This is a genomic window from Crossiella sp. CA198 (assembly GCF_052078295.1).
In the GTDB taxonomy this organism is placed as follows: domain Bacteria; phylum Actinomycetota; class Actinomycetes; order Mycobacteriales; family Pseudonocardiaceae; genus Crossiella.
This window is the reverse complement of record NZ_JBQJIM010000001.1, coordinates 164,517-191,508: the sequence shown is the minus strand read 5'-3', so window position 1 is coordinate 191,508 and position 26,992 is coordinate 164,517. Positions and strand designations below refer to the sequence as shown.

22 protein-coding genes are annotated in these 26,992 nt (G+C 69.4%); 11 read left to right on the top strand and 11 right to left on the bottom strand.

Annotated elements, in window-relative coordinates:
* Nucleotides 1-11: 11 nt before the first annotated feature.
* Nucleotides 12-1,355 (bottom strand): threonine/serine ThrE exporter family protein, encoded by a 1,344-nt coding sequence (locus tag ACTOWY_RS00995; RefSeq protein WP_441307690.1) that lies wholly within the window; start codon nt 1,353-1,355, stop codon nt 12-14.
* Nucleotides 1,356-1,526: 171 nt separating this feature from the next.
* Nucleotides 1,527-2,573 (bottom strand): zinc-binding dehydrogenase, encoded by a 1,047-nt coding sequence (locus tag ACTOWY_RS00990; protein ID WP_441307689.1) that lies wholly within the window; start codon nt 2,571-2,573, stop codon nt 1,527-1,529.
* Between the two features lie 150 nt (nt 2,574-2,723).
* On the opposite strand from ACTOWY_RS00990, the gene aspS reads away from it, so the two are divergent.
* From aspS to ACTOWY_RS00955, 7 genes are all read left to right on the top strand, one after another.
* A complete protein-coding gene (aspS, locus tag ACTOWY_RS00985; RefSeq protein WP_441307688.1) occupies nt 2,724-4,517 on the top strand; it encodes an aspartate--tRNA ligase in 1,794 nt (597 codons plus the stop codon).
* Complete coding sequence (locus tag ACTOWY_RS00980) at nt 4,514-5,464, top strand: DUF389 domain-containing protein (protein ID WP_441307687.1); 951 nt, start codon at nt 4,514-4,516, stop codon at nt 5,462-5,464. Before aspS ends, ACTOWY_RS00980 begins: the two co-directional genes overlap by 4 nt.
* A gap of 209 nt (nt 5,465-5,673) precedes the next feature.
* Nucleotides 5,674-6,882 carry a phosphotransferase family protein gene (locus tag ACTOWY_RS00975; RefSeq protein WP_441307686.1) on the top strand — a complete coding sequence of 403 codons (1,209 nt, stop codon included), beginning with the start codon at nt 5,674-5,676 and terminating at the stop codon, nt 6,880-6,882.
* Nucleotides 6,883-7,012: 130 nt separating this feature from the next.
* A complete protein-coding gene (locus ACTOWY_RS00970) occupies nt 7,013-8,335 on the top strand; it encodes an aminotransferase class I/II-fold pyridoxal phosphate-dependent enzyme (protein WP_441307685.1) in 1,323 nt (440 codons plus the stop codon).
* A 92-nt stretch (nt 8,336-8,427) separates the two neighbouring features.
* A complete protein-coding gene (locus tag ACTOWY_RS00965; protein WP_441307684.1) occupies nt 8,428-9,225 on the top strand; it encodes an SGNH/GDSL hydrolase family protein in 798 nt (265 codons plus the stop codon).
* 183 nt (nt 9,226-9,408) lie between these two features.
* Nucleotides 9,409-10,506: a pyridoxal-phosphate-dependent aminotransferase family protein gene (locus tag ACTOWY_RS00960; RefSeq protein ID WP_441307683.1), complete on the top strand. Its 1,098-nt coding sequence runs from the start codon at nt 9,409-9,411 to the stop codon at nt 10,504-10,506.
* Between the two features lie 211 nt (nt 10,507-10,717).
* Nucleotides 10,718-14,299, top strand: a complete 3,582-nt coding sequence (locus tag ACTOWY_RS00955) for a S8 family serine peptidase (RefSeq protein ID WP_441307682.1) — start codon at nt 10,718-10,720, stop codon at nt 14,297-14,299.
* 51 nt (nt 14,300-14,350) lie between these two features.
* Here the strand turns inward: ACTOWY_RS00955 and ACTOWY_RS00950 are convergent, their stop codons facing one another.
* Complete coding sequence (locus ACTOWY_RS00950) at nt 14,351-15,289, bottom strand: alkaline phosphatase D family protein (RefSeq protein ID WP_441307681.1); 939 nt, start codon at nt 15,287-15,289, stop codon at nt 14,351-14,353.
* Nucleotides 15,290-15,319: 30 nt separating this feature from the next.
* Between ACTOWY_RS00950 and ACTOWY_RS00945 the strand changes: the two genes are divergently transcribed.
* From ACTOWY_RS00945 to ACTOWY_RS00935, 3 genes are all read left to right on the top strand, one after another.
* Entirely contained in the window at nt 15,320-15,778 is a 459-nt protein-coding gene (locus tag ACTOWY_RS00945) for a hypothetical protein (RefSeq protein ID WP_441307680.1), read from the top strand.
* On the top strand, nt 15,771-17,408 hold the full coding sequence (locus ACTOWY_RS00940) for a recombinase family protein (RefSeq protein WP_441307679.1): 1,638 nt from the start codon (nt 15,771-15,773) through the stop codon (nt 17,406-17,408). Before ACTOWY_RS00945 ends, ACTOWY_RS00940 begins: the two co-directional genes overlap by 8 nt.
* A 62-nt stretch (nt 17,409-17,470) precedes the next feature.
* Nucleotides 17,471-18,196, top strand: coding sequence for a hypothetical protein (locus ACTOWY_RS00935; RefSeq protein WP_441307678.1), 726 nt, complete (start codon nt 17,471-17,473; stop codon nt 18,194-18,196).
* Here ACTOWY_RS00935 and ACTOWY_RS00930 read toward each other — a convergent pair.
* On the bottom strand, nt 18,193-18,456 hold the full coding sequence (locus ACTOWY_RS00930) for a helix-turn-helix domain-containing protein (protein ID WP_441307677.1): 264 nt from the start codon (nt 18,454-18,456) through the stop codon (nt 18,193-18,195). The genes ACTOWY_RS00935 and ACTOWY_RS00930 overlap by 4 nt on opposite strands.
* A gap of 482 nt (nt 18,457-18,938) precedes the next feature.
* Between ACTOWY_RS00930 and ACTOWY_RS00925 the strand changes: the two genes are divergently transcribed.
* Entirely contained in the window at nt 18,939-19,931 is a 993-nt protein-coding gene (locus ACTOWY_RS00925; protein ID WP_441307676.1) for a hypothetical protein, read from the top strand.
* Nucleotides 19,932-19,987: 56 nt separating this feature from the next.
* On the opposite strand, the gene ACTOWY_RS00920 is transcribed toward ACTOWY_RS00925, so the two are convergent.
* From ACTOWY_RS00920 to ACTOWY_RS00890, 7 genes are all read right to left on the bottom strand, one after another.
* Nucleotides 19,988-20,737, bottom strand: coding sequence for a hypothetical protein (locus tag ACTOWY_RS00920; RefSeq protein WP_441307675.1), 750 nt, complete (start codon nt 20,735-20,737; stop codon nt 19,988-19,990).
* Between the two features lie 108 nt (nt 20,738-20,845).
* Nucleotides 20,846-21,118 carry a DUF7169 domain-containing protein gene (locus ACTOWY_RS00915; protein WP_441307674.1) on the bottom strand — a complete coding sequence of 91 codons (273 nt, stop codon included), beginning with the start codon at nt 21,116-21,118 and terminating at the stop codon, nt 20,846-20,848.
* The gene (locus ACTOWY_RS00910) at nt 21,108-21,560 is read right to left on the bottom strand and encodes an HNH endonuclease (RefSeq protein WP_441307673.1); all 453 of its coding nucleotides are present in this window, start codon (nt 21,558-21,560) and stop codon (nt 21,108-21,110) included. The genes ACTOWY_RS00915 and ACTOWY_RS00910 overlap by 11 nt, the downstream gene beginning before the upstream one ends.
* A complete protein-coding gene (locus ACTOWY_RS00905; protein WP_441307672.1) occupies nt 21,557-23,470 on the bottom strand; it encodes a DNA polymerase in 1,914 nt (637 codons plus the stop codon). The genes ACTOWY_RS00910 and ACTOWY_RS00905 overlap by 4 nt, the downstream gene beginning before the upstream one ends.
* Complete coding sequence (locus ACTOWY_RS00900; RefSeq protein ID WP_441307671.1) at nt 23,470-23,886, bottom strand: hypothetical protein; 417 nt, start codon at nt 23,884-23,886, stop codon at nt 23,470-23,472. Before ACTOWY_RS00900 ends, ACTOWY_RS00905 begins: the two co-directional genes overlap by 1 nt.
* Nucleotides 23,883-26,342 carry a phage/plasmid primase, P4 family gene (locus ACTOWY_RS00895; protein WP_441307670.1) on the bottom strand — a complete coding sequence of 820 codons (2,460 nt, stop codon included), beginning with the start codon at nt 26,340-26,342 and terminating at the stop codon, nt 23,883-23,885. Before ACTOWY_RS00895 ends, ACTOWY_RS00900 begins: the two co-directional genes overlap by 4 nt.
* Nucleotides 26,343-26,606: 264 nt before the next feature.
* Nucleotides 26,607-26,966, bottom strand: a complete 360-nt coding sequence (locus ACTOWY_RS00890) for a hypothetical protein (RefSeq protein WP_441307669.1) — start codon at nt 26,964-26,966, stop codon at nt 26,607-26,609.
* Nucleotides 26,967-26,992 lie beyond the last annotated feature (26 nt).

Genomic DNA, 26,992 nt, shown 5'->3' with positions numbered 1-26,992 from the left:
TGGGGGTGGGGTTAGTCGAGGGGGGTTTCGGTGGGGCGGAGGGGGCCGGAGAAGCGGGGGCCGGCGAGGGTGCGGCCCAGGCGGCCGAGGCCGGTGCGGACCGGTTGGGCCAGGAACTCGCCCAGGACTACGCCTGCGGCCAGGGCCAGGCCGATTCCGGCTGCCAGTAGCAGGGATTGGGCGCCGGCTGAGATGTTGCGCTCTACCGCGAGCTGGAAGAGGGCGTGGTAGGTGGTCAGGCCGGGCAGCAGGGGGGTCAGGCCGGAGACGGCGATGATCAGGGGTGGGATGCGGAGGCGGCGGGAGATCACGCCGCCGACGAAACCGATCAGGATGGCCGCGCCCGCGGAGGCGACCAGGAGGTCGGTGCCCAGGACGGTGAGGACGCCGTAGGACGCGGTGCCCGCGGCGCCGGCCAGGCCCGCCACGAACAGGGCGCGCAGGGTGGCGTAGCTGGCCCAGGCGAAGCAGAAGGAGGTCAGGCCGCCGGCCACGATCATCAGGGGGACGTGGGCGAGCAGCGGGGGCGGGGGCTCGGCGATGGAGATGTGCATGCCCTGGGAGACGGCCAGGCGCAGGACCAGCAGCACGCCGATGACCAGGCCCGCGGTCATCAGCATGACCTCCATGGCGCGCCCGGCGGCGGTCACGTTGTAGCCGGTGATCGCGTCCTGCACGGTGCCCACGATGGACAGGCCGGAGAGCAGCACGATGATGCCGGTGACCACCACCAGGGACGGCCGGACCAGTTGGCTGCCGGGGTCGAGGGCGTGCACCGACAGGGCCATGCCCATGGCCAGCACGCCGCCGATCACCTGCTGGAAGAAGAACGGCAGCGCGAGGCGGTTGACGATCCGGCCGACCCGGTCGATCAGGGCCGTGGTGAACGCGGCGATGCCGGCCAGCAGTGGGCCGCCGCCCAGCAGCACCGCCACCGAGGCGGCCATCGCGGCCCAGGCCAGGGTGGCCACCCAGCGGGGGTAGGGGTGCGGGGCGGTGGAGACGGCTTCCAGGCCGGTCAGGGCCTCATCGGCGGTGAGGGCGCCCGCGGTGATCCGCCGGACCAGCTGTTCCAGCGCGGACAGCCGGGTGTAGTCCAGGCTGCGGGCCCGCACCACCCGGGTGGTGGTGACGGGGGCGGCCAGGTTGCCGCGGTGGCAGCAGGCGGTGATCGAGGTGAAGGTGACGTCGACGTCGGTGGTCGGCAGGCCATAGGCGTTGGTGACGGCCAGCATGGTCGCGGTGACGTCAGCCGCGCCCGCGCCGCAGGCCAGTTGCAGTTCGCCGATGCGCAGGGCCAGGTCGAGCACCTGGTGCACCGTGGACGCGTCCGGCACCTTCGGTCCGTGCAGCATGGCACTCATGATCGTCGGTTCCGGCTGATTCCGCCGCAGCAGAAGTCCCCGCAGACCCACCACACACCTCCGCCACCCGCACGCCGCCGATCGGGGCATCGCCGGAGCGCGGCCCGCCGTTGCACGGTGTCGCCAAGGTCACGTGTGGTGGGTCAGGACAGCGGGTACCTCTCAGGGTTTCAGCACGATCCGGATCGGGTTGCCGATCTTGTTCGCCAGGCGGTGCACGGCCTCGGGAGCCTCGTCCAGGGGAAGCACCTCGGTGACCGAACCGGACAGGTCGAGACGGCCGGTGGAGACCAGGCGGACCAGGGTGTGCAGGTCCTTCGGCTCCGAGCCCCAGGCGCCGCGGACCTGGTGCTGGGCGGCGTTGAACCGGGCCGCCTGCTCCAGATGCAGCGGAGCCTGGGTCATCCCGACCAGGACCAGTTTGCCGTGCGGGGCCAGCAGATCGTCCGCGGCGGCGCGGGCGGCCGGGTGGCCGACCAGGTCGACCGCCAGGTCCAGGCCGAGGCCCCCGGTCGCCGCGCGGACCTTGGCCGCCACATCCGGCTCGGCCGGATCGAAGGCGTAGTCCGCGCCGGCCTCCAGGGCCCGTTCGCGGGCCAGGGGCAGCGGGTCGAAGGCGATGATCGGGGCCGCGCCTGCCAGCCGGGCGATCCGCACCGCGTGCACGCCCAGCCCGCCGATGCCCCACAGGCCGACCGCCTGACCCACCTTCAGCTCGCCCTTGTGCAGCAGCGCCGAATACGGGGTGGACACCGCGTCCGGGATGATCGACCCCTGCTCGAAGGGCACGTTCTCCGGCAGCGGCACCACCGAACGGTGACTGGTCACCAGGTAGTCCGCCCAGCCGCCGTCGTAGCTGACCCCACGCGCGGGGGGCAGCAGGCAGAAACCGGTGTGGAACAGGCAGTTCGGGCAGGAGCCGCAGCGATCGCCCGCGGCCAGGACCACCCGGGCGCCGGGCTGCCAGATATCGGGCACGTCCGCGCTGACCTCGGCGATGGTGCCGGCGACCTCGTGGCCCAGGGTGATCACCGTCTGCCCGGTCAGCGTGCGGAACCCGGACAGGCTGCCGTCGATGATGTGCACGTCGGAAAGGCACACGCCCGCCGCGGCCACCTTCACCAGCACCTGCCCCGGACCCGGCTTGGGCACCTCGATCTCGTGCAGCCCGAACTTCCCGGATTCCAGGTCGAACCTCGCCGCGCGCATGCGTGCCCTCCATCGTTACCCGTTGGTAGTTCGCACGCTACCGCGCGCGACCGGCACCTCCGGGGCAGCCGGGGAAACCTGCTGGCAGTCCCCCCGGGGGTGTTGGTTAACCTGCTCGGAAGCACTTCTGCCGACCAAGGAGATCAACCCGTGTTGCGCACGCACGAGGCCGGAGCACTCCGCGCCGAGCATGCAGGCCAGACCGTCACCCTCACCGGCTGGGTGGCGCGGCGTCGCGATCACGGCGGAGTGATCTTCATCGATCTGCGGGACGCCTCGGGCGTCGCCCAGGTCGTCTTCCGCGAGGGCGAGATGGCCGAGCGGGCGCACCGGCTGCGCGCCGAGTTCTGCGTCAAGATCGTCGGCGAGGTCTCCCAGCGGCCAGCGGGCAACGAGAACCCCGAGCTGCCCACCGGCGCCATCGAGGTGCTGGCCACCGCCCTGGACGTGCTCAACGAGTCCGCGCCGCTGCCCTTCCCCCTGGACGACCACCTTGAGGTCGGCGAGGAGACCCGGCTCAAGCACCGCTACCTCGACCTGCGCCGCAGCGGCCCGGCCAAGGCCATGCGGATGCGCAGCGAGGTCAACCGGGTCGCCCGCGATGTGCTGCACCGCAACAACTTCGTCGAGATCGAGACCCCGACGCTGACCCGCTCCACCCCCGAGGGCGCCCGCGACTTCGTGGTGCCCGCCCGGCTGCAGCCCGGTTCCTGGTACGCGCTGCCGCAGTCCCCGCAGCTGTTCAAGCAGCTGCTCATGGTCGGCGGCCTGGAGCGGTACTACCAGATCGCCCGCTGCTACCGGGACGAGGACTTCCGCGCCGACCGGCAGCCCGAGTTCACCCAGCTCGACATCGAGATGAGCTTCGTCGAACAGGACGACGTGATCGCCCTCGGCGAGCAGATCATCGCCGCCATCTGGCGCGAGACCCTCGGCGTCGAACTCGCCCTGCCCATCCCGCGGATCGCCTACGCCGAGGCGATGGCCCGCTACGGCAGCGACAAGCCCGACCTGCGCTTCGAACTCGAACTCGTCGAGATGACCGAGTACTTCGCGAACACGCCGTTCCGGGTGTTCAAGGCGCCCTACGTCGGCGCGGTGGTCATGCCCGGCGGCGCGAGCCAGCCGCGCAAGCAGCTCGACGCCTGGCAGGACTGGGCCAAGCAGCGCGGCGCCAAGGGCCTGGCCTACGTGCTCGTCCAGGAGGACGGCACCCTCGGCGGCCCGGTCGCCAAGAACCTCTCCGAGGACGAGCGCGCCGGACTCGCCGCCGCGGTCGGCGCCAAGCCGGGTGACTGCGTGTTCTTCGCCGCCGACACCGCCAAGGGCGGCCGCGCGCTGCTCGGCGCGGCCAGGGTGGAGATCGCCAACCGGCTCGGCCTGATCTCCGACGGCGACTGGAAGTTCGCCTGGGTCGTCGACTTCCCGCTGTTCGAGGCCACCAGCGAGACCGATGACGTCGCCGTCGGCTCCGGCAGCTGGACCGCGCTGCACCACGCCTTCACCTCGCCCACCCCGGACTCCATCGAGGACTTCGAGAAGGACCCCGGCTCCGCGCTGGCCTACGCCTACGACATGGTCTGCAACGGCTTCGAGATCGGCGGCGGGTCGATCCGTATCCACCGCGCCGACGTGCAGCAGCGCGTCTTCGGCGTGATGGGCCTCTCCGAAGAAGAAGCCCAGGAGAAGTTCGGCTTCCTCCTGGACGCGTTCAAGTTCGGCGCGCCCCCGCACGGCGGCATCGCCTACGGCTGGGACCGGATCTGCATGCTGCTCACCGGCGCCGACTCGCTGCGCGACGTCATCGCCTTCCCCAAGAGCGGCGGCGGCTACGACCCGCTCACCGCGGCCCCCGCGCCCATCACCGCCCAGCAGCGCAAGGAAGCGGGCGTGGACTTCAAGCCCGCGCCCAAGCCCGACAGCAAGGACTCCGCGACCGCGTGAGTTCGCTACTGCACCTGCGCGTCGTCAACCAGCCGGAGCACACCGAAACGGTGCTCCGGCTGCTTGACGAGTGCCCGGGAGCCACCCACCTGGTGCTGCTGGCCGGCGCGGGCGTCGCGCCCAAGGGCGATGTGATCGAGGCCGACGTGGCCAGGGAGTCCCTGGACGACCTGCTCACCGAACTGTGCGCGCTCGGCATCGACCACCACGGCGCGATCACCCTGGAAAGCATCGACACCACCCTGTCCGACGCCGCCGACCGGGCCGAGAGCGCCGCACCCGGTGAAGGCGCGGACGCGGTGGTGTGGGAGGAACTGCTCTCCCGCACCGGCGAGGAATCCCGGCTCAACTTCACCTACCTGGGCTTCCTCACCATCGCCTGCCTGCTCGCCGCCATCGGCGTGATCACCAACTCCGCGGTCACCATCGTCGGCGCCATGGTCGTCGGACCCGAGTTCGGGCCACTGGCCGCGCTGGCCGTCGGCCTGGTCCGGCGGCGCTGGGACCTGGCCCGGCGCGCCCTGGCCGCCCTCGTCCTCGGCTTCTGGGCCGCCATGGCCGTCACCGCCGGACTGGCCGCGCTCGGCAACGCCGCCGGACTCTTCGACAGATCGATCATGGACGTCAACCACGCCGTCGACTTCGTCTTCCAGGTCGGCCCGTTCTCCTTCATCGTCGCCCTGCTCGCCGGAGCCGCCGGAATGCTCGCCCTCACCTCGGCGAAATCCGCCGCGTTGGTAGGGGTTTTCATTTCAGTCACCACCGTCCCGGCCGCCGGATACGCGGCACTGGCGCTGGTGCTCGGCGAACCCGGCCGGGCCGGGCAGTCCGCGCTGCAACTGCTGGTCAACCTGGCAGGCATCGTCCTGGCCGCCGCGATCGTGCTGCTGCTGCGCAACCGTCAGAACAAATATCAGGACAACGGCCGACCGCTCGCCGACGGGTGAAAACCGGACAATCGAGGGAACTTCAGCGTGGTTGTCGATCGTTGGTAGTACGCCGGGTGGGTGGAATCGGCGCGCAGCAGAGGGCTTGCGCCGCAACGAGATCGGAACCGAAAGACAATGTCCACAGGCTTGTTGGTCGGGATAGCTTTGCCAGAGCGTAACCAGATCATGCCGATCCGTGATAGCCGAGCCCGGTAGGGTCGACAACGATGAGCGTGGAAATCTCCACCGGCCCGCTGGACGTCCACAACGCGGTGGCAGCGGAGGTGGCCGAGACGGTCGCCGCTGCGCAGGCAGTGCTGCGCCGCCGCTTCGGTGCGAGCGTCCGGCTGAGTGATGCCGAGGATCTGGGCGGTAGCGACCGGTCGGTCGTGCTCCGCGTGCGAGTGGTCGAGACCCCCTTCGCCATGCCGCGCACGCTGGTGATCAAGCGATACCGCACCCCGCTGCTGCCAGGGCAGACCGCGGACCCCTTCGCGCACGAGGCGGCCAGCAGTCAGCTGTTCACCGCGCTGTCGGTGGGCGAACGGGTCAGCCCCGAACTGATCGCGCACGGACCGGCCGAACGGCTGCTCGTGCTCGAAGACCTCGGCCGCGCCCCCACCCTGGCCGACAAGTTGCTGGGCGATGACGCCCGCGCCGCCGAACGCGCGCTGCTCGCCTGGGCCAGGGCGCTGGGCAGGGTGCACGCCAACACCGCGGGCCGCGAGGCCGACTTCGACGCGCTGATGCGCCGCCTCGGCCAGCGCAGCTGGACCGACCCGATCGCACCCGAGGCCCGCACCGCCCTCACCGAACTGCCCGCGCTGCTCTCCGAAGCCATCGGCGTCACCACACCGGACGCGGTGGCCGAGGCCGCCCGCAACACCTCCTGGCTGCTCGGCGGCACCCGCTACCGCGCTTTCAGCCCCTCCGACGTGTGCCCGGACAACAACCTGGTCACCAACCGGGGCGTGCGGTTCCTGGACTTCGAGTGGGGCTGCATGCGCGATGTCGCCCTGGACGTGGCCTACCTGCGGGTGCCGTTCCCGTCCTGCTGGTGCTCCTTCGCCCTGCCCCAGGGCATGACCGAGGCCATGCTCGCCGCCTGGCGCTCCGAGGCCAGCACCGTCTGGCCCGACCTGGACGACGACGCCGTGCTGCTGCCCCGGCTGCTGGACGCCCAGGTGCTGTGGGTGTGGCTGTCCACCTGGTGGCTGCTGCCGCGCACCACCGAGGTCGACCGGCCCATCGACGCCAACCAGTTCTCCCCACGCCGCAGCGCCGCCCTCGCCGACCGCTGGCGCAGACTGCGCGCCGACGCCCTGGCCTGCGGCAAGCCCGAGATCGCCGAACACGCCGAAGCGGTGACCGCCGCCATCGTGCGCCGGTTCGGCCAGGACGCGGAGCAGCTTCCGCTCTACCCCGCCTTCCGCTGAAAACCCGCCGGCCCGGTCCGGAATAATAATCACGATATTCTTCTGGATCGGGTGAACCGTTCGCGGACGCTCCTCGTATGACGTGGCTGGGATCTCCACCCTGCCGCTGAGTAACTGGGGAGTTACTGCATTGACCACACGAGCTGACTTCACGGCGCTGGTCGCCGACGACATCCTGCCCAGCCGCATGCCCGACGTCGGGCTGCTGCGGGCCTACCTGGCCCAGGGCTGTCGGCACGGCGACCCGCTGTGCCTGAGCTTCGGCGAGACCTGGAACCAGGTTCCCGCCGGACTGCTCGACCACCTCCATGAGCGCCCGCTGTACGCCCACGGGTACCAGCTCTCCATGTACGGCCTGCCAGCCCTGCGCAAGGTCGCCCGCGACTACATCGTCACCTCGCACCGCCTCGACGGCATCGCCGAAGCCGGCCGCGACTTCGAGGTCGCCGCCACCTGGACCGGCACCCGCGGCGCCATGTTCGACTTCGGCCGCTACCTCCTCGATGAACTCGGCTCCGACGGGCGCACCCCGATCGTGGTGGCCGCCGGCCCCAGCTGGGACTACGAAGGCGTCTTCCACAGCCTCGGCTACCAGGTCCGCTACCTCCACCTGCGCCCGGAAACCGGTTTCCGCCCGCTGGCCGAGGAACTCCAGGACGTCATCGACCGGATCGACTCCACCCCGGAGGAACGCCTGGCCATGGTGGTGGTCAACGCCCAGCACAACCCCACCGCGGTCAACTGGCGGCCCGAGTTCGTCGCCGCGGCCGTGGACACCGCGCACCGGCACGGCGCCGGACTGCTCGTCGACGACGCCTACTTCGGCGTGCACGACCCCGAGACCGCGCCCACCTCCGCGCTGCGGGTGCTGCTGTCCCGGCTCGCCACCGCCCCGCCCAATGCCCGCCGCCGCTGGCTCGCGGTGCGCTCCCTCGGCAAGCAGTTCCACTGCAACGGGTGGGGCCTTGGCCTGATGACCGCCGAACCGGCCACCCTGGACCTCCTGGTCAACCGGTACCGGCTGCACAGCTCGCTGATGTACGGCGGGATCTACCAGCACGCCATGGCCGACTGGCTGGCCGACCCGGCCAGCGCGGTGTTCCTGGCCGAGCAGTGCGCCGAGTACGCGGCCAAACGCCGCCTGGTCGACCGGCTCTTCCACGGCAAACTCAACTACCCGGCCGGGGCGGTGCACACCGGCAGCTGCACCTCCTACCTGCTCTTCGCCCTGCCACAGGCGTATCAGGAGATCCCCGAGGGCACGGTGCGGTTCCGGGACGACACCTTCGCCCGCACCGGGGTGCTCTTCGCGCCCGCCTGGCCCTGGCCGTACGCGCCCACCGGGTCGCCCATGCCGTACATGCGGATGTACCTCGGCCCCGGCCAGGACAGCCTCACCGAGGCGGTGCACCGGATGGTCTCGGCCGGGATCGACTGGCAGATGCAGGCGTGAACGTCCGGGCGGGGGCGAAAGTTCCCCGAGGCGTCTCCGCCCGGTCATCCTGATCTCACCGGCAGTGAGCCGGCGGCCCTGATCGTGGAAGCGTGACGGTTCAGCTCACCGCCCCGGCGCTCGTCCCCGGTGCCACCGGGCGAGCGGTACGCAGCCTGGTCGCGCTCGGCGACTCCACCACGGTCGGCATCGGCGACCGAGTCCCCGGCGGCTGGCGCGGGTTCGCCCCGCTGCTGGCCGAGGGGCTCGGCGCCGAGCTGCACAACCTGTCCTTCCAGGGCGCGCGCATGCGCTGCGTCCGCGACCAGCAGCTGCCCCGCGCACTGGCCCAGCGGCCCGACGCCGCGGTGCTCGTCGTCGGCATGAACGACACCCTGCGCTCGGATTTCGACGCCGAGGCGATCAAAGCCGACCTGGACGAGGTGGTCGGCAGGCTCACCGCGGCCGGGACCACCGTGCTCACCGCCCGCTTCCACGACCACGCCCGCGTCTTCCGCATCCCCGGCCCCCTGGCCCGTGCGCTGCGCTCGCGGATCGCCGAGGTCAACGACCTCACCGACGAGGTGGTCGGCCGCCACCGCATCGGCTGCCTCGACCTGGACACCCTGCCCGGCGCCTACGACCTGCCGACCTGGAGCGTGGACCGGCTGCACCCCTCCGAACTCGGCCACCGGATGCTGGCCCGCGGCTTCGGCGAACTCCTGGAAGCGGCCGGTTGCCAGGTGCCCGAACCGGTGTCGATGACCTGCGCGGGCGGAGTCAAGATCACCCCGCTGCACCACGTGGGCTGGCTGCTGTTCAAGGGCCTGCCGTGGCTGTGGCGGCGTAGCTCCGACCTGCTGCCCTATGCCGCCCAGATCATCTGGCGGGATATCAGGAGCCATCGCTGAACCCAGGGCCTGTGCGCGGGGCCGCGTGGGCGAGAGTCGTGATCGAGGTGGTTCCTGGCGGTGCGGCCGGGCCGCCCTCATACCGGGCGTATTCGGGTGGTCCGGCCGTGCCGCCAGGGGCCGCGTCGGCGCGGCTATCGCGGGCGCGGCCCCGTGCACAGGCCCTGCGGTAGCCTGCCGCGCATGCCGTTGGTTGATCGTGTGCTGCTGGGCCCCGGACCGTGCAACCCCTACCCGGAGGCAACCCTCGCGCTGGCCGCGCCGCTGCTCGGCCACCTGGACCCGGAGTTCCTGCGCGTCCTGGACGAGACCTGCGACCGGCTGCGCACCGTGTGGGGCACCACGAACCGGCGCACCCTGCCGCTGTCGGGCACCGGCTCGATCGGCATGGAAGCCGCGTTCGTCAACACCGTGCGGCCCGGCACCGTGGTCGTGGTCGGCGTCAACGGGCTTTTCGGCACGCGCATGTGCGAGGTCGCCTCGCGTTACGGCGCCGAGGTGGTGCGGGTGGACCACGAGTGGGGCGCCCCGATCGACATCCGCCGCATCCTGGACGCGCACCCCAAACCGGACCTGGTGGCCGCGGTGCACGCCGAGACCAGCACCGGCGTGCTCAGCGACATCGGCGGCCTGGCCAAGGCCGTGCACGCCCGCGACGAGCAGGCCCTGGTGATCGCGGACTGCGTCACCTCCATCGCGGGCATGCCGCTGCACATCGACGAGTGGGGCGTGGACATCGCCTACGCCGGCACCCAGAAATGCCTTGGCGTGGCCCCCGGCCTGGCCCCGTTCACCTTCTCCGAGCGGGCCTGGTCACGACGGGTCGAGCGGCCCAGCACCTGGTACCTCGACCTCGGCCTGATCGGCGACTACGTCAGCGGCGGCGCGGGCGGCGGCCGCACCTACCACCACACCGCGCCCACCGCGATGATCGCCTCCCTGCACGCCGGTCTTGGCCGGATCCTGGCCGAGGGCCTGCCCGCGGTGCACGCCCGGCACCAGGCGGCGGGGGCGCAGTTGCAGGACGGACTGGCCGAACTGGGGCTGAAACTCTTCGCCGCGGACGGGCACCGGCTGCCGCAGCTGACCACGGTGTGGGTGCCCGAGGGCGTGGACTCGGCGACCATCCGCACCCGGCTGCTGCGCGACTTCGACATCGAGATCGGCGCGGGCGCCGGCGAGTACGCCACCCGGGTCTGGCGGATCGGCCTGATGGGCCCCAACGCCACCCCGGCCAAGCCCGCGCTGATCCTGGCCGCGCTCAGGTCGCTGCTCGGCTGAACACCGCCAGGGCCTCCCGGTCGCCGGCCCGCGCCCGCGCACCACCGCGCGCACTTGTTAGTCCACAGTGGACGGCAGAACAGGACCCGACCGCTCGTGTCATGTCCACCAATCTCACGAACTTCTCGTCGACAAGCAACCTCACGGCCCGGTTTGTCGTAGATGTTCCCGTAGCGAGAACACGGGAGTTCTCGCCAACGAGGGAGCATCCATGGGGACGTACTTCAGTCACGGTCGCCGTTGGGGCGCGACCGTGGCGCTGCTCGCCCTGGCCGGGGCGGCGCTCACCCCGGTCTCGGCGGCCGCCGAACCGCCACCGTCGTCGGCGCCACCGCAACGCGTGATCACCCTGCTCAGCGGCGACCAGGTGGTGGTGCGCGGCCAGGACGTGGTCACCGTCCGGCCCGGTCCCGGTCGCGAGGAGCTGGCTTTCCACAAGGTGATCCTCAACGGGCACCGGTTCGTCTACCCCTCCGACGCGCTGCCGCTGGTGCGCGCGGGCCGCCTGGACGAGACCCTGTTCGACGTCACCGAACTGCTGCGGCAGCGTTTCGACGAGACCGGCGTACTGCCGGTGCTGCTGACCCGGCCGCCGCAGTCCAGGGCCCGCCGGGACCTGCCCGCGGCCAGCACGGTCACCCGCGAACTGCCCGCGCTGGGCGTCACCGCGCTGACCCGGCCGGCCGAGCGCGCCGGGGAGTTCTGGGCCTCGCTGACCGGGCCGTCGCTGCGGGCGGCCGAGGGCAAATTCTGGCTCAACCGCAGGCTTTCGCTCAACCTGGACCAGAGCGCGGCGGTGATCGGCGCACCCCAGGTCTGGCAGGCCGGGGGCACCGGCACCGGGGTCAAGGTCGGCGTGCTCGACTCCGGCTACGACCAGAACCACCCGGATCTCACCGGCCGGGTCGCCGCGGCGGAGAGTTTCCTCCAGGGCGTGCCGGTGCGGGACAGCAACGGCCACGGCACGCACGTCGCCTCCACCATCGCGGGCACCGGCAAGGCATCCGGGGGCCGGTACCGCGGCATCGCCTACGACGCCAACCTGCTCATCGGCAAGGTGTGCGACGAGTACTGCCCAGAGGACAGCATCCTGGCTGGCATGCAGTGGGCGGCCGACCAGGGCGCCAAGGTGGTCAACATGAGCCTCGGCGGCCCGCCCACCGACGGCACGGATCCGTTGTCCCAGGCGGTGAACACGCTGTCCGCGCAGAAGGGCACGCTGTTCGTCATCGCCGCGGGCAACAACGGCTCGGAGGAGGCCGTCGAGTCACCCGGCTCCGCCGACGCGGCGCTCACCGTGGCCGCGAGCACCAAGTCCGGGCAGCTCGCCCCGTTCTCCGCGCGTGGTCCGCGGCACCTCGACCACGCCGCCAAGCCGGACATCACCGCGCCGGGCGTGGACATCGTGGCCGCCCGCGCGGCGGGCACGATGCCGCAGTTCGCGGTCAGCGAGCAGTACCTGCGGATCTCCGGCACCTCGATGGCCACCCCGCACGTCGCGGGCGCCGCGGCCGTGCTGGCGCAACGCAATCCGGGCTGGACCGGGGAGCGGCTCAAGGCCGCGCTGATGGGCGCCGCCACTCCGCTGAACGGCGTTGACGTCTTCGGTCAGGGTGTCGGCAGCCTCGACCTGGCGCGGGCGCACCGGCAGCCGGTGCGGGTCGAACCGGCCTCGCTGTCCATGGGCAGCGTGCCCACCGGCGGCGAACAGCCCGAGAAGCGGAAACTCAAGTACAGCAACGATTCCGACCGTCCGGTCACGCTGAAACTGGACCTGCCCGCGCACGGCGGCCTGCTCACCGCCGACGCCAAGCAGGTCACCGTCCCGGCCAAGGGCTCGGCCGAGGTCACCGTGACCGCCGACTTCACCAAGGGCACCGGCCTGGTCGGCGCCCGGCTCACCGCCACCGGCGAGGGCGTGCAACTGCGCACCTCGGTCGTGGCCGAACGCCGTCCCGCCGACCACATCGTCACCGTGAAGTCCTTCAGCCACCAGGGCAAGACCGACGCGTTCACCCTGGTCCTGGTGCAGAACCTGGACACCGGCAAGGCCAGAATCCTGCACAACAGCAGCGAAGGCGTGCCCGCCGGGCGGTACCGGGTGATCGGCCAGGTGATCGACACCGAGTACCCGCCCGGCCTGCCCAACGGCGTGTTCACCGACCGGGTCAAGCTGGCGCAGGAGATCACCGTCGACCGGGACACCGAGATCGTCCTGGATGGCCGCAAGGCCAAGCCGATCCAGGTGCGGGTGGACGACCCCCAAGCCGTGCAGACCCCGTTCCAGCTCGGCCACGAGGTCGGCGTGTTCTCCGACCTGCCCGGCAAGCAACGCGCCGGGGTGGCCATGGTGTCCAAGCCGGGCCGCGAGTTCGTGGTGCCCAGCGCGGCCACACCCGGACTCGTGTTGTACAGCAACACTTCCTGGAACCGGCCGCTGCTCTCCGCCAAGCTCGGCGACCGCGAACTGAACCCGAGGGACCTGAACCCCCTGGGATTCCGCGGTGAGCGCACCGCCAAGGTCGCCGACACCGGCGGCGGCACCCCGGAGGAGATCGCCAAGGTCGAGGTGCGCGGCGCGTTCGCGCTGATGCAGCCCGGCCGCCAGCCCACCGTGGAGATCAACCGGCGGGTCGCCGCCGCGTTCGCCGCGGGTGCGGCCGGAGTGATCCTGGACGACGCCGGCGCCGAGTACCGGCCCGAGTGGCCCGGCCCGGTGATCAACGTCTACGGCGAGGCCAGCGCCGCGCTGCGCGCCCAGCCCGGCGGCAGCGTCACCATCCGCGGCATCGCCAACTCGCCGAGCCTGTACGTGCTGCACGACCGGGTCACCGGGCGGCTGCCGGACGGGATCGACTGGCCGCACGCGGCCAAGGACCTCGGCAAGGCCCGCACCCGGATCGCTCAGCCCGGCACCGGCGAACTGCCCACCGCGGTGCAGGCCAACGTGCAGGTCGGCGGCATGTGGTTCGGGTCGGTCGCCCCGGTCCGGGTGCCAGCCGAACTCGACGTGTACTACACCCCAGGCATGGACTGGATCACCGGCGCGGCCGTCGGCCAGACCGAGACCGCGGCCTACGGCATCCAGGAAACCCTGCCGATCACCTTCCGCGCCGGACAGATCGTGCAGCAGTCGCTGTTCACCGGCCCGTTCGGCCCGGAGCTGCACCGGCCCGCGATCACCCGCACCGGCGACAAGGTGCGGGTCGAGCTGCCGATGTTCTCCCAGTCCGGCGGCCTGCCCGCGATGGGATACTTCAGCCCGGACTTCGACAAGGGCCACACCTCCTTGTCCACCAACGGGAAACGCCTGGGTGGCAGTGACGTCCCCGGCATCGCCACGGTGGACGTGCCCGAGCGGCGCCAGCCGCTGGAGCTGACCGTGGAGGGCGCTCGCGCGCTGCCAGGGGTGGAGCTGGGCACGAAGTCCAGCGCCACCTGGAAGTTCCACAGTGGACAGACGGCGAAGCAGACCGCGCTGCCACTGCTGGACATCCGCTACGAGGTGCCCCTTGACCTGGCCAACCGGGCCAGGCCGGGCGAGTTCGCCTTCACCGTCAACGCCCCGCACCAGGCAGGCTCGGGTGGCCGGGGCGCGGTGGCGGTGACCATGGAGGCCTCCACCGACGACGGCGCCACCTGGCACCCCGTCCCGGTGCTGCCGTCCGGCAAGTCCTGGACCGCCAAGGTGACCAACCCGGCCAGTGGGTTCGTTTCCTTGCGCACCAAGGCGATCGACGCTGACGGCGGTTCGGTCACCGAGACCTTGGTCCGCGCCTACCGCGTGGGCTGAGCGAGGACCGGGGGTCGCTGTCGCGGGAGACAGCGGCCCCCGGGTCCCTGGTCAGGCCAGGGGATTCGGCACTGACTGCACCCGCTGCGTCCCGGCCTTGACCAGGAACGAACGCCCGTGCCGCACCGCGCTGTCCGGCTTGGTCCGGTCGGCCAGGTAGTACCAATCCATCTGGGTGCCGGCCGGGGTCACCTCCAGCACCGAGGCGCCGTGCGAGTCGTACTCCACCCACTTGATGTGCCGGTTCAGCCCGGTGATCGCCTTCTCCACGATCACCGAGGCGGTGCGCGGCGGCACCTTGAGCACATCGTCGATGTTGTCCGAGGTGACCGAGGTGCACACCAGTTCGGTGGCCAGGGACGGGCTCAGCGGGTACAGGCCCGCGTCCGCCGGGATGTCCGCCGCCCAGGAGGAGTGCACATCGCCGGTGAGGAACACGGTGTCCTTGACCTTGTTCTCCGCCAAGGCTTTCAGCACCTTGCGCCGATCGGCGGTGTAGCCGTCCCACTGGTCGGTGAGCACCGCCCCGCCCTCCTGGGGCAGGCCGAGCAGTTTCAGCAGCGGCCCGAGCAGTTCCGAGGGCAGCGGCGGGATCAGCGTCGGCGTGATCATCACCGAGGTGCCGACCAGCTTCCACTGCGCGGTCGAGCCGACCAGGCCGTCGATCAGCCAGCGCAGCTGCTCGGCCCCGGCGATGCTCCGATCCGGCCGGTCCACCTCCCCGGAGAGCGCCTTGACCTGCTGTGACCGGTGCGTGCGCAGATCGAGCATGGTCAGCTCGGCGAGCTTGCCGAAACGCAGCCGCCGGTAAAGCCGGTCCCCGGCGTTGCGCACCGGCATCCACTCGAAGTAGGCCCGGTGCGCCGCGGCCTTGCGCGCCGCGTACTCGCCCTCGGCGCCCGGCGTGTGATTGCCCGCCCCACCCGACCAGGCGTCATTGGCCACTTCATGATCATGCCAAGTTACGCCAACGCACAACGGAACGTCCACCAGGATCAGGGGCGCATCCAGCTAGCCGGCATGACCAACCCGGACGCTGGCACCCAACCTCAGCCTGCTGCTCCCAGATTCGTCGCCATCATCCGGCAGGACTACAGCCAGCAAGGCAGGGTCCGCGCAGTGGTGGAGGACTTCGGCGGTCAGATCACGAGGTGGGTCTACGTGCGGTCGGGGACAGCAGTCCGGCGCGATCCACTTGACCGGCTTCCCGCACCGCACCTTTTCGACGCCATCGTTCTTGCGTCCCCGGAGTCCTATAGCAGGCAGTTCATCGAACTGGTTCGGCTGATGAACTGGGCGCGGCTGCACGGCAAGATGCTGGTGGACGCTGAGACGTCGCGCAACCTCATGGACAGTCCTCTGTCTCTGCCGATTTTGGGCGTAATCCTTGAGCTGGCCGAGTTTGAGGAGCGGATCAAGGATCAGGAACGACGGCTTCGGGTCCGCATGGCGCGGGGACGGAAGTTCCGCGGTGTCTGATTTCTGGAACTCTCAGCGCCCTGCCGGGGATCGGGAGAAGTGCTACGTCGGCGTCATTCGCCTCTCCCATATGCGTGACAACACCTCCAGTCCTGAGCGGCAAGAACTGATCATTCTGGAAGAGGCCAAACGTCGAGGCGGCAAGGTCGTTGCATGGGCAGTCGACCTTGATGTTTCGGGCGCGGTCAGTCCGTTTGATCGCCCCGAATTCGGTAAGTGGCTAACAGATTCGCCACCTAAGCAGTTCGACGGCTTCATTGCATGGAAGGTCGACAGGTTCGCGCGGTCGATCATGGACTTCCATGAGCTGCTGAAGTGGGCAAAGGAACGCGACAAGGAGGTGATCTCCGCCGCCGAGAACTTTGATCTCTTCTCGACGGTCGGTCAGATCATCGTTGCGGTGCTGGCTGGGCTGGCTCAGATGGAGCGCGAGGCAATTGCTGAACGGATTGCCAATGCGCGAGAGTATCTGCGGTACTCCGGTCGCTACGGCTATGGGACCGTTCCGTACGGTTTCAAGCCGGTTGCTCGGGAGGGAGGCGGCTACGTCCTCGACAAGGATGAGAGTCAGGTAGCCGTGCTCGTAGAGATCGCGACAAGACTGAGGGACGACGAGTCGCGGTACTCCATCGCCAAGGGGCTTAATGAACGAGGAGAACTTCCTCCTGCGCTCGCTCGCGAGAAGCGTTCGCAAGAGGTGGCGGCTATTCTTGGTCGCCCACTTCCTCGGCACAAGGTCTCGGAGCGGCATCGTGGATGGTCTGCGGTGTCTATCGAGCGAATGATGCGGTCTCCGGCTCTCCGCGGCTACGTTACGTACGACTTCAAGTACACGGACCCCAACGGGGTCAAACAGTTGGAAGCGCGTGCTCTGGTCTATCCGCCAGGACATGAGAAGGCTGGGGAGTTTGTTCGCAGAGGTCCAGAGATCCTTACGGCGAGCGAGCAGCAGGAAGTAATCGACGTCATGGACGCCAAGAAGCGCGGCCATGTGAACACGAGGAGAAAGGGAGTCAGGCTCCTATATGACTTGCTCTTCTGTGGAGTATGCGATGCGCGTATGGTTAGCGGGGAGGCTGGTGCCGGCAGGCATCGCACCAGGGTGTACCGGTGTTCGCTCGCCGCACTTCCTGGTGCGAGCAAGCACAAGATTGTAGCTGTAACTTCCCGTTATGTTGAGGAATGGGTGGAGGCCCAGTTTCTTGCAGGGTTTGGGCGACTGGAAGTTGTTGAGGTCATCAATGACCCGGGGGAGGACCACTCCGCCGAAATCGCGGAGGTCAAGAAGGCGCTCAAGAGGCTGCGCGACGACCGCTATGTGCACAACCTGTTCGAGGGCGATGAAGATGCAGAACAGGACTATCTGTCGCGTTACCGTGATCTTCGGGAGAGGCAGAAGTACCTGGAGGGCCTCCCGTTCCGGCCGGCCGGGGAGAATCGAGTCCACACCGGACAGTCTGTCGCTGAACGATGGGCCGAACTCGATGAGGTCGGTCGTCGGGATCTCCTGGTGCAGCACAACGTCAAGGTCACCGTTCAACCGCACACCAAGGCGGAGCGCCGCTTCGATCCCGAGCGGTTGCAGATGTTCGTCAACGACGAGCCGCTGCTGTACGCGGTGGGGGCGTGATGGCTGGGGACACGCGTTCGTTGAGGACGGCGCAGCGGATGATCGTTCGGGGTGTTTGGGTCGTGGCCGGCATCGCGATGCTGTACTCACTGGGAACGGCCAAGGACTACCTGGAGGACCACGGCGTTCCCTGGTACCTCGCCGTACTCCTGCCTCCCGCAGTCGACGTCGCCCTGGTCGTCGCCCTGTACGGGGACGCCGTTCTCCAGGAGTACGGCGTCCGTACCGGCTGGGGAACGGCGCTGCGATGGGTGACGGCCGGGATGACGTTGTGGCTGAACTGCGGAGGTGCGGTGGAGAACGGCGCGTGGGGAACGGCGGCGCTCCACGCGTTCGGCCCCGTGCTCGTCATCGTCCTCACCGAGGCCGCCCACGGGTACGGGCGCTGCTTCACCGAACTTGCCGAACGGGAACGGCAAGCCGCTTCCGCGGCTGCGAGTACTCCCGTTCCAGAGCCGGTGAACGCGATGACAGACCTTGCCCGCCCTCCCGAACCCGCTGAGGGTTCTGGAGAACGGACTCCACGCCGCCGGCCGGAACGAAGTCGTTCTACGTCAGGGCGTTCTCCAGGGCGGCGAGCACCGCGGGAGTGGGCCTTCGCCGCAGAGGAGCTGGCGAGAACGGCCGAGCTGCTGGAACGGTACGAACGGGAGAACGGCAAGCCGATGACCCTGGATGCGTTCCAGTCCGAGCAGGGCGGCAACCGGGCGCGGAACAGTGCGCTGCGGAACGCGGCGCTCAAGCAGATCGACGGAGCGGAACAAGCGCCGCGGAACGACCCGGACTAGACGCGCCGGGCTCCGGCGGCCGGCCGACCACCGACCAGCCAGGCATAGTCGCACCCAGTCCCGAGCGCGATCTTGCGGCAGGTCTCTTCGAGGTCCCGGGGCGTGCTCTCGCGGTTCTCCCAGCGTCTCCAGGACTCGAACGGGATGCCGGTCTGGTCGGCGGCCTTCTTCATGTTCCAGTTCAGGTGAACACGCACCGCGGCGATGCGCTCGCCAAACGTGCCGATGGTTGGCACCCATCCCGCATCAGCGCTGGTCACAGCAGAAAACCGTAAACCACTACCAGAGATCGGGTAATGTACCCATTTTCAGGTTATATACCCGAATTTGGGTACATTACCCAGAAGGGTTTCGAGTTGACCTTCAACAACGTGATCCCCCTGCGGAAGCAGGAACCCCAAACCTCAAGACCAAGCGTCGCCAGACGAGGAAGGGTTGCCCACCTACTCCGCACCCTGATCGACCCCCCAAAGAACGGTGCGTGCGGCGAGGCGTACTGCGGAGCCTTCGTGGTGGGGCTGCTTAACCCGGACCACGGCCTGCCGCCTTGTGGTGCGTGCGAACGCAAGGCGCACAAGCACGCCCAGCGACTGCCCGCCCTTCTGCTGGTGGCGATGTGCCCGCGGTGTCGGCGGCCGGTCGGGAAGCCCGACGGACAAACCTGGACCTGCGTCCCGTGCGCGATCCGCTGGAACCCGGACGGGTCCGGCGGGCGAAACCTGCCTGAGACGAGGGCATAGACGTGCTCTCCTCTCTTGAACTCCTGGACACGCTCGACCGGTTCCGGGATTTCGTCGCCACACCCGGGTTCCACCGCGGGCTGACGAAGACCCTCTTGGACGGTCTTCCCACGGAACTGCCGTCCCCGGAGGAGGGTCTGCCCGTGGTAGAAGCGTGCGTGAGGTTCCAAGAGCGGCTCCTCCGGGAACTGGTGAACCCGCCCCTGCTCAACGCCTCCAGCGAGACCACCGCGCTCGCGAAGTCCGGCGGGGCCGTACTGCCGCGCTATCACCTTCACTCTGCGGCATTGCCAGCTCCTCGGGGGCTTCTCATCTTCGACGATCCGGTAGATCGCTACGTCGCACCCACTGGCATCTGGCCGAGAACGGAGACCATCTACACCGAGATCATCGCGATCATGTGGATGCCGGCCTCTCGCCGTGGGGAGAATGGGGTGCAGATCGTCATGCTCTCCGACCAAGACAAACTCAGCGCCCAGTACGAGAAGCGGGGGCAGCACGAGCTGGCCGCGGCCTTCCGCGCCTGCGGCCGGCTTGGTTACGACGGCGAGGCGTTCCTCCCGTTCGCCGAGCTGGACATCCCGGTCTTGAACCCTTCGATCAGGGCGCTCATGTCGACCTGGCTGTTGATGAGGAGCCGGACGATCGTGGAGCGAACCGTGGTCACTCCGCCCAAACGGCACCAGCGACGGCGGGAGCGGGCGGGACAGTCGGCGGAGGTCACGATGGTCACGCTGCGCGGCGAGATTTCCCGCGTAGTAAGGGAAATCCAGAGTGCTCCCGACTCCGGTGGCTGTGAGGACGGCGCAAGGCGGAGCCACACCTTCCGGTGGCCGGTATCCGGGCATTGGCGACGGTGGTACTTCGCCAAGGAGCAGCAAGTGGACCTCATCCCGGTCGCGCCGTGCATCAAGGGGCCGGAGGGTGCTCCGCTGCGGGTGAACAAGAAGCTGTTCCGGCTGATGCTGGACAAGCCCGCACTGCACAATCGCTGACGATCTCCTCGGCGCGAGGATGCCCCGGTACCGAACTCGGTGCCGGGGCATCGCACTCAGGCGGCCACGTCGGCGAGGCGCACCTTGAGCTTGTCGAGCGCAGCTCCTCGGGCGATACCGACCTGACGGCGCGTCAGCCCAAGCGTCTTGGCGGTATGGGTGTCGGTCAGGGGTTCGGTGCCGGCCAGGCCGAAACGGGCAGCGATGACCTGAGCCTGGCGCGCGTCCAGTTCAGCCACCGCGGCCTGGACGGCGGCAGTGCGGTCCTGGTCCACGCACGTCTGGGCGGTGGGATCGCCCGCGTCCTGCACGATGGTGGTCATGTCCTCGACGTGCTGGACGCCACCGATCATGTGCCTGGCCAGGTCGTAGAAGGCGGTGCGGCTGAGCCGCTCGTTGTAGCGCTCGACGAAGAGCAGCCACGCGGCGTCGACGTCGTTGTCGGCCTCCCGCAGCATCTGGTTGACCATCTGGATGGCGCCGATGGGGGCGGACAGGCAGTGGTGTGCGGCGTACCGGGCGGCCGTCAGGTCCCGGTTCACCGTGCTCTTGACCGCCGACCAGACCGGGATCTTCTTGCGGCGCAACGCATGTGGGTCGAGTGCGCTGAGCGCGGCCCAGAAGGCTGCCACGGCCACGGCGAGTGCCTCCTCGCGGTCGAAGGCGGTGGTCGCGCGGGTCGAGGCGAGTTTCTGGGCGGCTCGCAGGCATCCGGCGACGAGCTGTTCTCCGGCGTGCTGGTCGCCGGCCTGCTGGCGTTCCAGGAGGTCCCAGTCCTGGCCGGCGGCAAGGGTGATCGCGTGCATGATGATCTCCGAATAAGGTGGACACACACTCTGAGGTCAGGGGTCGGCGCATGCCGAAGGGAGCCAGGGCGGGTGGTGGACGCCCGTCCCGGCGGTGGTGGTCTGCGGTTAGGGCTTCTGCCAGACGGCGAGGGCGTCCTGGAGTTCCTCGCGTGCCGATGCGAACGCGACGGCTGAACGCAGAAGCGTCCCCTCGACGGCCTGGACCGCTGCCCGCAGTCGCAGGCGCCGTTCATCCAGTGCCGCGGTGGCGGTCGGGTCGTTGTGGCCGCCCTGGCTCCGGCGGCCGTCGGTGTCCGCCTGGGCCGTGGGGGCGGGTTCCCACTGGACCTGCCGGGCGGCCTGGAGCACGTTGTCCAGGTCGCAAGCGCTACGCAGCATGCGGAGCACGGGCGTCGAAGGCGTCGTGGTCGGCAAGGTCGTACTCCAACTGGTCGTTGTCGTTGCTCGCGTCGGCGAGCAGTGGGTGAGCAGGGGAAATGGAGCGGAGGGCGCGTTCGAGCGCGGTGATCCGGTTGCGCAGGGCGTGTGTGGCCAGGGCCTCGGCCGCGTTGGCGGAGGCGGTGACCGCGGCAAGGTGGCCGTGGGCAACGCAGTGCCGCACGCCGCACAGGTGGTGGACCGCTTCGCCGTGCAGGAGTTGGCCTCCGCGGGCGAGGAAGACGACGCGGTGCACGCCGGTGGAGCGGCCGTTGACTCGGATGTAGCCGTAGCCGGCGTCGTTGCGCCCGCCGAGCCAGAGCAGACAGCCACCCGGGCCGGGGACGCTCTGACCGAGGACGCGGGCAGCCGCTGCGGCGATGGGTGCGTCCAAAGCGTTCACGAGGCCGCCCCGCCCTCGCCGTGTGGTTCGGTGGGTGCCTCCACCGAGCCGGACGAGTGTGTGGCCACCTTATGAGTTTGGGCAAAAAAATGACCGGTGGCTGGGGCGCCGTACAGGGAGCCCCAGCTTCGGCCGCCGACCTCGAAGTCGGCGTCGATCGGGACGCCGCGCAGGGTCATGCTCATGGCCTGGGTGATCCCGTGGCCGATCTCCTCCGCGTCGACGGCCGGGACGCTGGCCAGGAACTCGTCGTGGATGACCATCCGCAGGAACTCTCCGTACCCGGCGTCCTCGATCGCCAGCAGTGCCTGCGCGGCGATGTCGCGGGCGGTGGGCTGGATCAGGTAGTTGGTGGCTGCGTAGAGCCGGTCGGAGTCCAGGTGAATCCGGCGACCGGTCGGGGTGGTCACCCATCGTTCGCCGGTGAGTCGCACTCGGTCGCGGAGACGATGCGAGAGGCGGCTGATCGCCGGGTAGGTCCGGTCGAACCCGGCCACCGCGCGCTCCACAATGGACAGTTCCACGCCGGTCTGTCGCGCGATGCCGGCGGCTCCACCGCCGTAGACCTTGCCGAAGGCGATGGCTTTGGCGAGCTGGCGCTGGGCCTTGGTGAAATTCGGACCGAACAGCGCCGCCGCGGTCGAGTCGTGCAGGTCGACACCGTTCTGGATCAGCGACTTCATCGCCTGCTCATCCGCCAGTGCGGCCAGTACGCGCAGTTCGACGGAGGCGAAGTCGGCCGAGAGGATGACGTGTCCCGGTTCGGCCAGGATGCACTGCCGGATGCGCCAGTCCCGGGACGGGAGCTGTTGCAGCGGCGGGTTGGACACCGACATGCGCGCGGTGCGGGCCTGGAGGGCGTTGATCGTGGGGTGGATGCGGTCGTGGCTGTCGCGGTTGGCGAGCATGGCCTCGGCGTAGCTGGTGCGCCACTTGTCCGCGCGCTTGGCGGCCAGCACCGCCGCGGCCAGCGGGTTGGCGCCGCGACCGCGACCGGGGTCGGCGAGGCCGCCCAAGACCTGCTTGTCGACCTTCCACGCCCCGCCGGCAGTGCGCTCAGCCAGTTCCTCGCCCATGGCGATCAGCGCCTCGGCGACCTGGGCCGGGGAACCGACCTTCGTCACGCCCCACTGCGCGGCCTCGCGCCGAGCGGCCTCCGCGTCGTCGCGCAGCTCGACCACCAGGCGCTCGGTGTACTCGACGTCGAGCAGCATGCCGCGCCGCTGCATGCGGCTGGTGGCCTGCTGGACCTGGTGGTCGAAGTCCACCAGTTGCGCCACCTGCCGCCGCTGGATCTCGGCGGTTAGGACGGTGTGCAAGCGGTGGGTGAGGATGACGTCCAGGCCGGCGTAGAGCAGGTAGACCGGGTGCGCCAGGTCGATTTGGGCGAAGCCCTCGCTGACCCGGAGGCCGAGCTGGCGGAAGACCTGGTGCAGGCCCGTCTGGGTGTCGGGCGCCTGGTCGTCGATGAGGGCCTCGGCGAGGTCCTTGAGGCCATGGCCGATGCCGCCTTCCCCCTGGGCGCGTGAATCGAGTTGGTGGGCCATGAGGCGGGTGTCCCGCACCCTGGGTGCCAGCTTCTCGAAGTCGGCCAGGCCGGTCCGGTCCAGGGAGAGCAGGTCGAAGGGTGCGTTGTGGCATACCAAGGTCCTGCTTCGCCGCAGGCCCTCGGTGGCGAGGTCGCCGAAGCCGTACTCCACCGGCACGACGTAGGCCAGGTCGGCGTGTCCAAACTGGACAGTGCGGATGCGGAAGTTTGCCGCGTAGATGTCCAGGCCGGTGGTCTCGGTGTCCATGGCCAGCACCGGTGTGTGGGTGCAGAAGTTCAGCAGCTCCGCGGAGTCGCCGCGGCCCTCCAGCACCCGCACCTCGACCGGGGCACCGGCCATGGTGTGGTTGAGGATTCTCATCAGGCCGCCTTCGCCGAGCACTGTGCTCGCGGGCAACGCCGCAGACTTTCGCCTTCGGGGATCGGCGGATCGGCGTAGGCGAACAAGTCCGTCTCCTCCGACAGTTCGCACCGGCGCATCAGCTCGAACGTCGTCCAGGCGGCGATCCGCGCCTGGTCATAGGTTTTTCCTGCATCCAGTACTTGCACAACCAGCTCGGCCATGGCGGCGGCCTTCACGTCGAGCAGGCGGATGCTGTTGACGCACGGACTGTCCTCTTCGGACAGATCCGGCACGCCGGCCCTCGCCAGTGCCTTGCCCAGCAGCCCAACAGGTTGTCCCTGCCGTGCGAACGGCCCGAAAGGCTCATCGCGCCCCTCTGGCTCCCCCGTTGCAACGGCGACGAGTGCCCAGTACAGGCAGTCGTAGGTGATCACGCAGCCCTCTCCTCGAAGATGCGGCGCCCCCCGACGCGCACTCCAACAGTGCTTTCCTCTTCTGTCCCCGACGCTGCGCCGTCGGTGGTTGCGCCCCAGCGCACACCGGTCAAGTAGATGCCCCGGCTTCTCCTCTTGCGATGTGCTCCCCGCTCCTCCAGCGCGCCGTAGAACGCGCGGGCGGAGAGCATGTCCCGGTACGGCATGCCCGCGGCCTCGGCCCACTCGCGGTAGGCCAGGTACACATCAGGTCCGAACAGTTCCTGGTGTGGGTCCTCGATCTGCTCCAGGATGCCGGGAATGAATCCGGCGAGGATGTCGCTGGTCTCCCGGTAGCTCTGGGTCTCCCGGGTGACCACGGCTGGGTCCTGGAGCCCGTTGGCGTACCACTCCTGGGCGCCACGGACAGCCCAGGACAGGATCGCCGGAGCTTCGGCGAGCAGCTTCTTGGCCAGGTTCGGATCGCGCTCGGCCGGCGCGAAGAACCGCCGGAACGGCACCAGCCGGACCCTGCGCCAGAATCCCTCGTCCTGCCCCTTGATCAGCGGCCGGTGGTTGGTCGCCATGAAGATCAAGAAGGTCGGCTTGAACGTGAAGAATTCCCTGTTCAAGAACCTCGCGGTGATCGGGTCCTGGCCGGTGAGCCGCTTGATGACCGACTCGGCCATCGGGGTATTCGCCTCTCCTTCGGAGGCGAATACCAACCGGGAGCCGTGCAGGGCAGCCAGGTCGTTGGGAATGCCACCGCCGCCGAACCGCTTCTCGAAGGTCGAGAACGGTGTAGTGGCCGCGATGGTCCTGAAAATCTCGAACAGCACGTCCATGAAGACGCTCTTGCCGTTCGCTCCCGCCCCCAAGAGCGTGACGTAGCACTGCTCACTCGACTCCCCCGTGATCCCATACCCGATCAGGCGCTGCACGTAGCCCACCAGCTCCGGCTGCCCCTCGAACACTTCCCCCAGGAACCTCAGCCATCGTGTGGGCACGGCGTTGGGCACGTAGTCCACATCGATCAGCTTCGTCAGACCGAAGGTCCTATCGTGAGCAAACATGGAGTTGTTACGCAAGTCAACTATCCCGTTACGGCACGCGAGCAGGTGATGGTGCCGGTCCAGCTCGTCCACGGACCAGACGACGTCGCGGTGGGAACGGAACTCCTTGAGCATCGAGTCGATGCCGCGGGAGCTGCGGGTGTACTTGGCGTGCGCGGCGGCCTTGCGGTCCACGACCCCGTCCGGTCCCGGAACGGTGATCTCCGCGCCGATGCGCTTGGCGACCTCCTGGGCGGCGTATCGAGTAGCGTCGGTGTCATCGCGGCGCCAGATCCGGCCGTCCCAGTGCAGGTAGCCCAGGGCGGGGATGTAGCGGATGTTGCCGTCGACCTCCTCGACGAGCCGGGCGGCGTTGCCGAGGTCATCGAAGCTGTGGATCTTGCGCTTGGCGGTGACGGTCGGTGAGTCCGGGGTCGCCTGGTTGACCGCGTCGTAGAGTTCCGCGGCGAAGCGCTCGCCCCGGGCGACGTGCCAGCCGGACAGATCGGCATCGTCGAGGCCCTTGGGCAGGGTGAGCGTGGCCACATCCAGGCCGTGGTGTGCGAAGGCGGCGCGAAGTCCGGCGACGAACCGCTGGCCCGCGCTGTCATCCTGGCCGGCCACGACGATCCGCTTGCCGCGGATCTTGGCCCAGCGAGCGATCGGGGCGAGGACCTCGGGCTGGGTGATCGAGGCTCCGCGCAGAACGACGGAGTCGAACCCGGCGGCGCAGGCGGTCAGGCCGTCGCCTGGGCCTTCGCAGACCACCAGGGTGTCCAGGCCGGTTTCGGCCGGGAATAGGGCGAACTTCGACCAAGCCGAGGCCGCGGGGTTGATGGGACCGCACCAGCGCGCGATCGAGGGGGCAAGTGCCCGGCCCTGCATGCCGCGGTGAACACCCTCCTCGTCACCGAAGGGCACCACGATGCGGGGTACCGCGAGGAACGGGGCGGACAGGTATCCGCTGAAGTTGCCGCCGTCGCCGGGCTCCAGGCCGATGTCCAGGCGCCGGGCGAGTTCGGGGAGCACCCCGAATCGGGTCTGCAAGTACTCGCGCGCCTGCTCGGCCAGCGCGGTGTCCTCGTGGAGGAGGTCAGCGCGGCTGAGTACGTAGGTGCGCAGGGCGACCTGGTCCGCGATCGACACCGGACCGGCCGGGGTGTGCAGGCGCGGGGTGCGGGCGTAGCCGTCGCTGTCCACACCGGACAGGTCGGCGAAGGTCAGCGGCGGTGTCGCCGCGGCCAGCACGGCGGCCGTCTCGCAGCCTGCGCGGCACCGGACCAACAGCTTGCCGCCCTCGGCCAGGGCGATGCGCAGCGAGGGCACGCGGTCGTGGTGGGCGGGGCAGTGCGTCAGCCATCCGTCGGACTGCTCGGTCAGCCCGCCGCCGGCGGCCAGCCGGTCGAGCAGGTCGTTCAGCTTCACCTGGGTCCTCTCGGTCGTGCCATCCCGGACGCTCGATAGCTGATTGCGGCAGGTCCGGGGGTGTACGGGACCGCGAGGCGCACCTGGCTGGTGCTGAGCTAACGACGTTATCTAGTTACATCATGAGACATTACAGTCTCTTATAAGACCGTTTCGGTACCGAAAAGGCTTGGTCTGATCGGGTGAAGCACTGTGCGTATGCACACGCCTACGGGTGGACAGCGGCACCCCGGCAGCATCGTGCTTGCTGGGGCGCCGCTTCGTTCACGGGTTGTCGTGGGCCAGGTGGGGGATGACGAGGTCGCGGTACAGCGCGAGTTCGACGTCCAGGCTCTTGAGCACGTAGGCCCTGCCCGCGGGGTGGCCGCGGCGCTTGATCACCACCGCCCAGTACGGCTGGCCGGCCCGCTGGGCCTGGGCCGCGGTGGCGTCGCACCAACCGGCCAGGTCGAACTTCGCGTGGTTCTTGACCTGGAGCGCGGTCAGGGGCAGGCCGCCGAGGTCGCCGACGTCGAGCGCGCCGGCCTGGGCCAGGCGGTGCACGTGCAGGCCGGTGACCGCGCTGGCGTACCGGGCGATCTCGGTCTCGGTCCGGGTTCCCTTGGCCTTGTTCGGGTTCACCATTGGCGCCCTCCTCGGGCCGTCCGTGG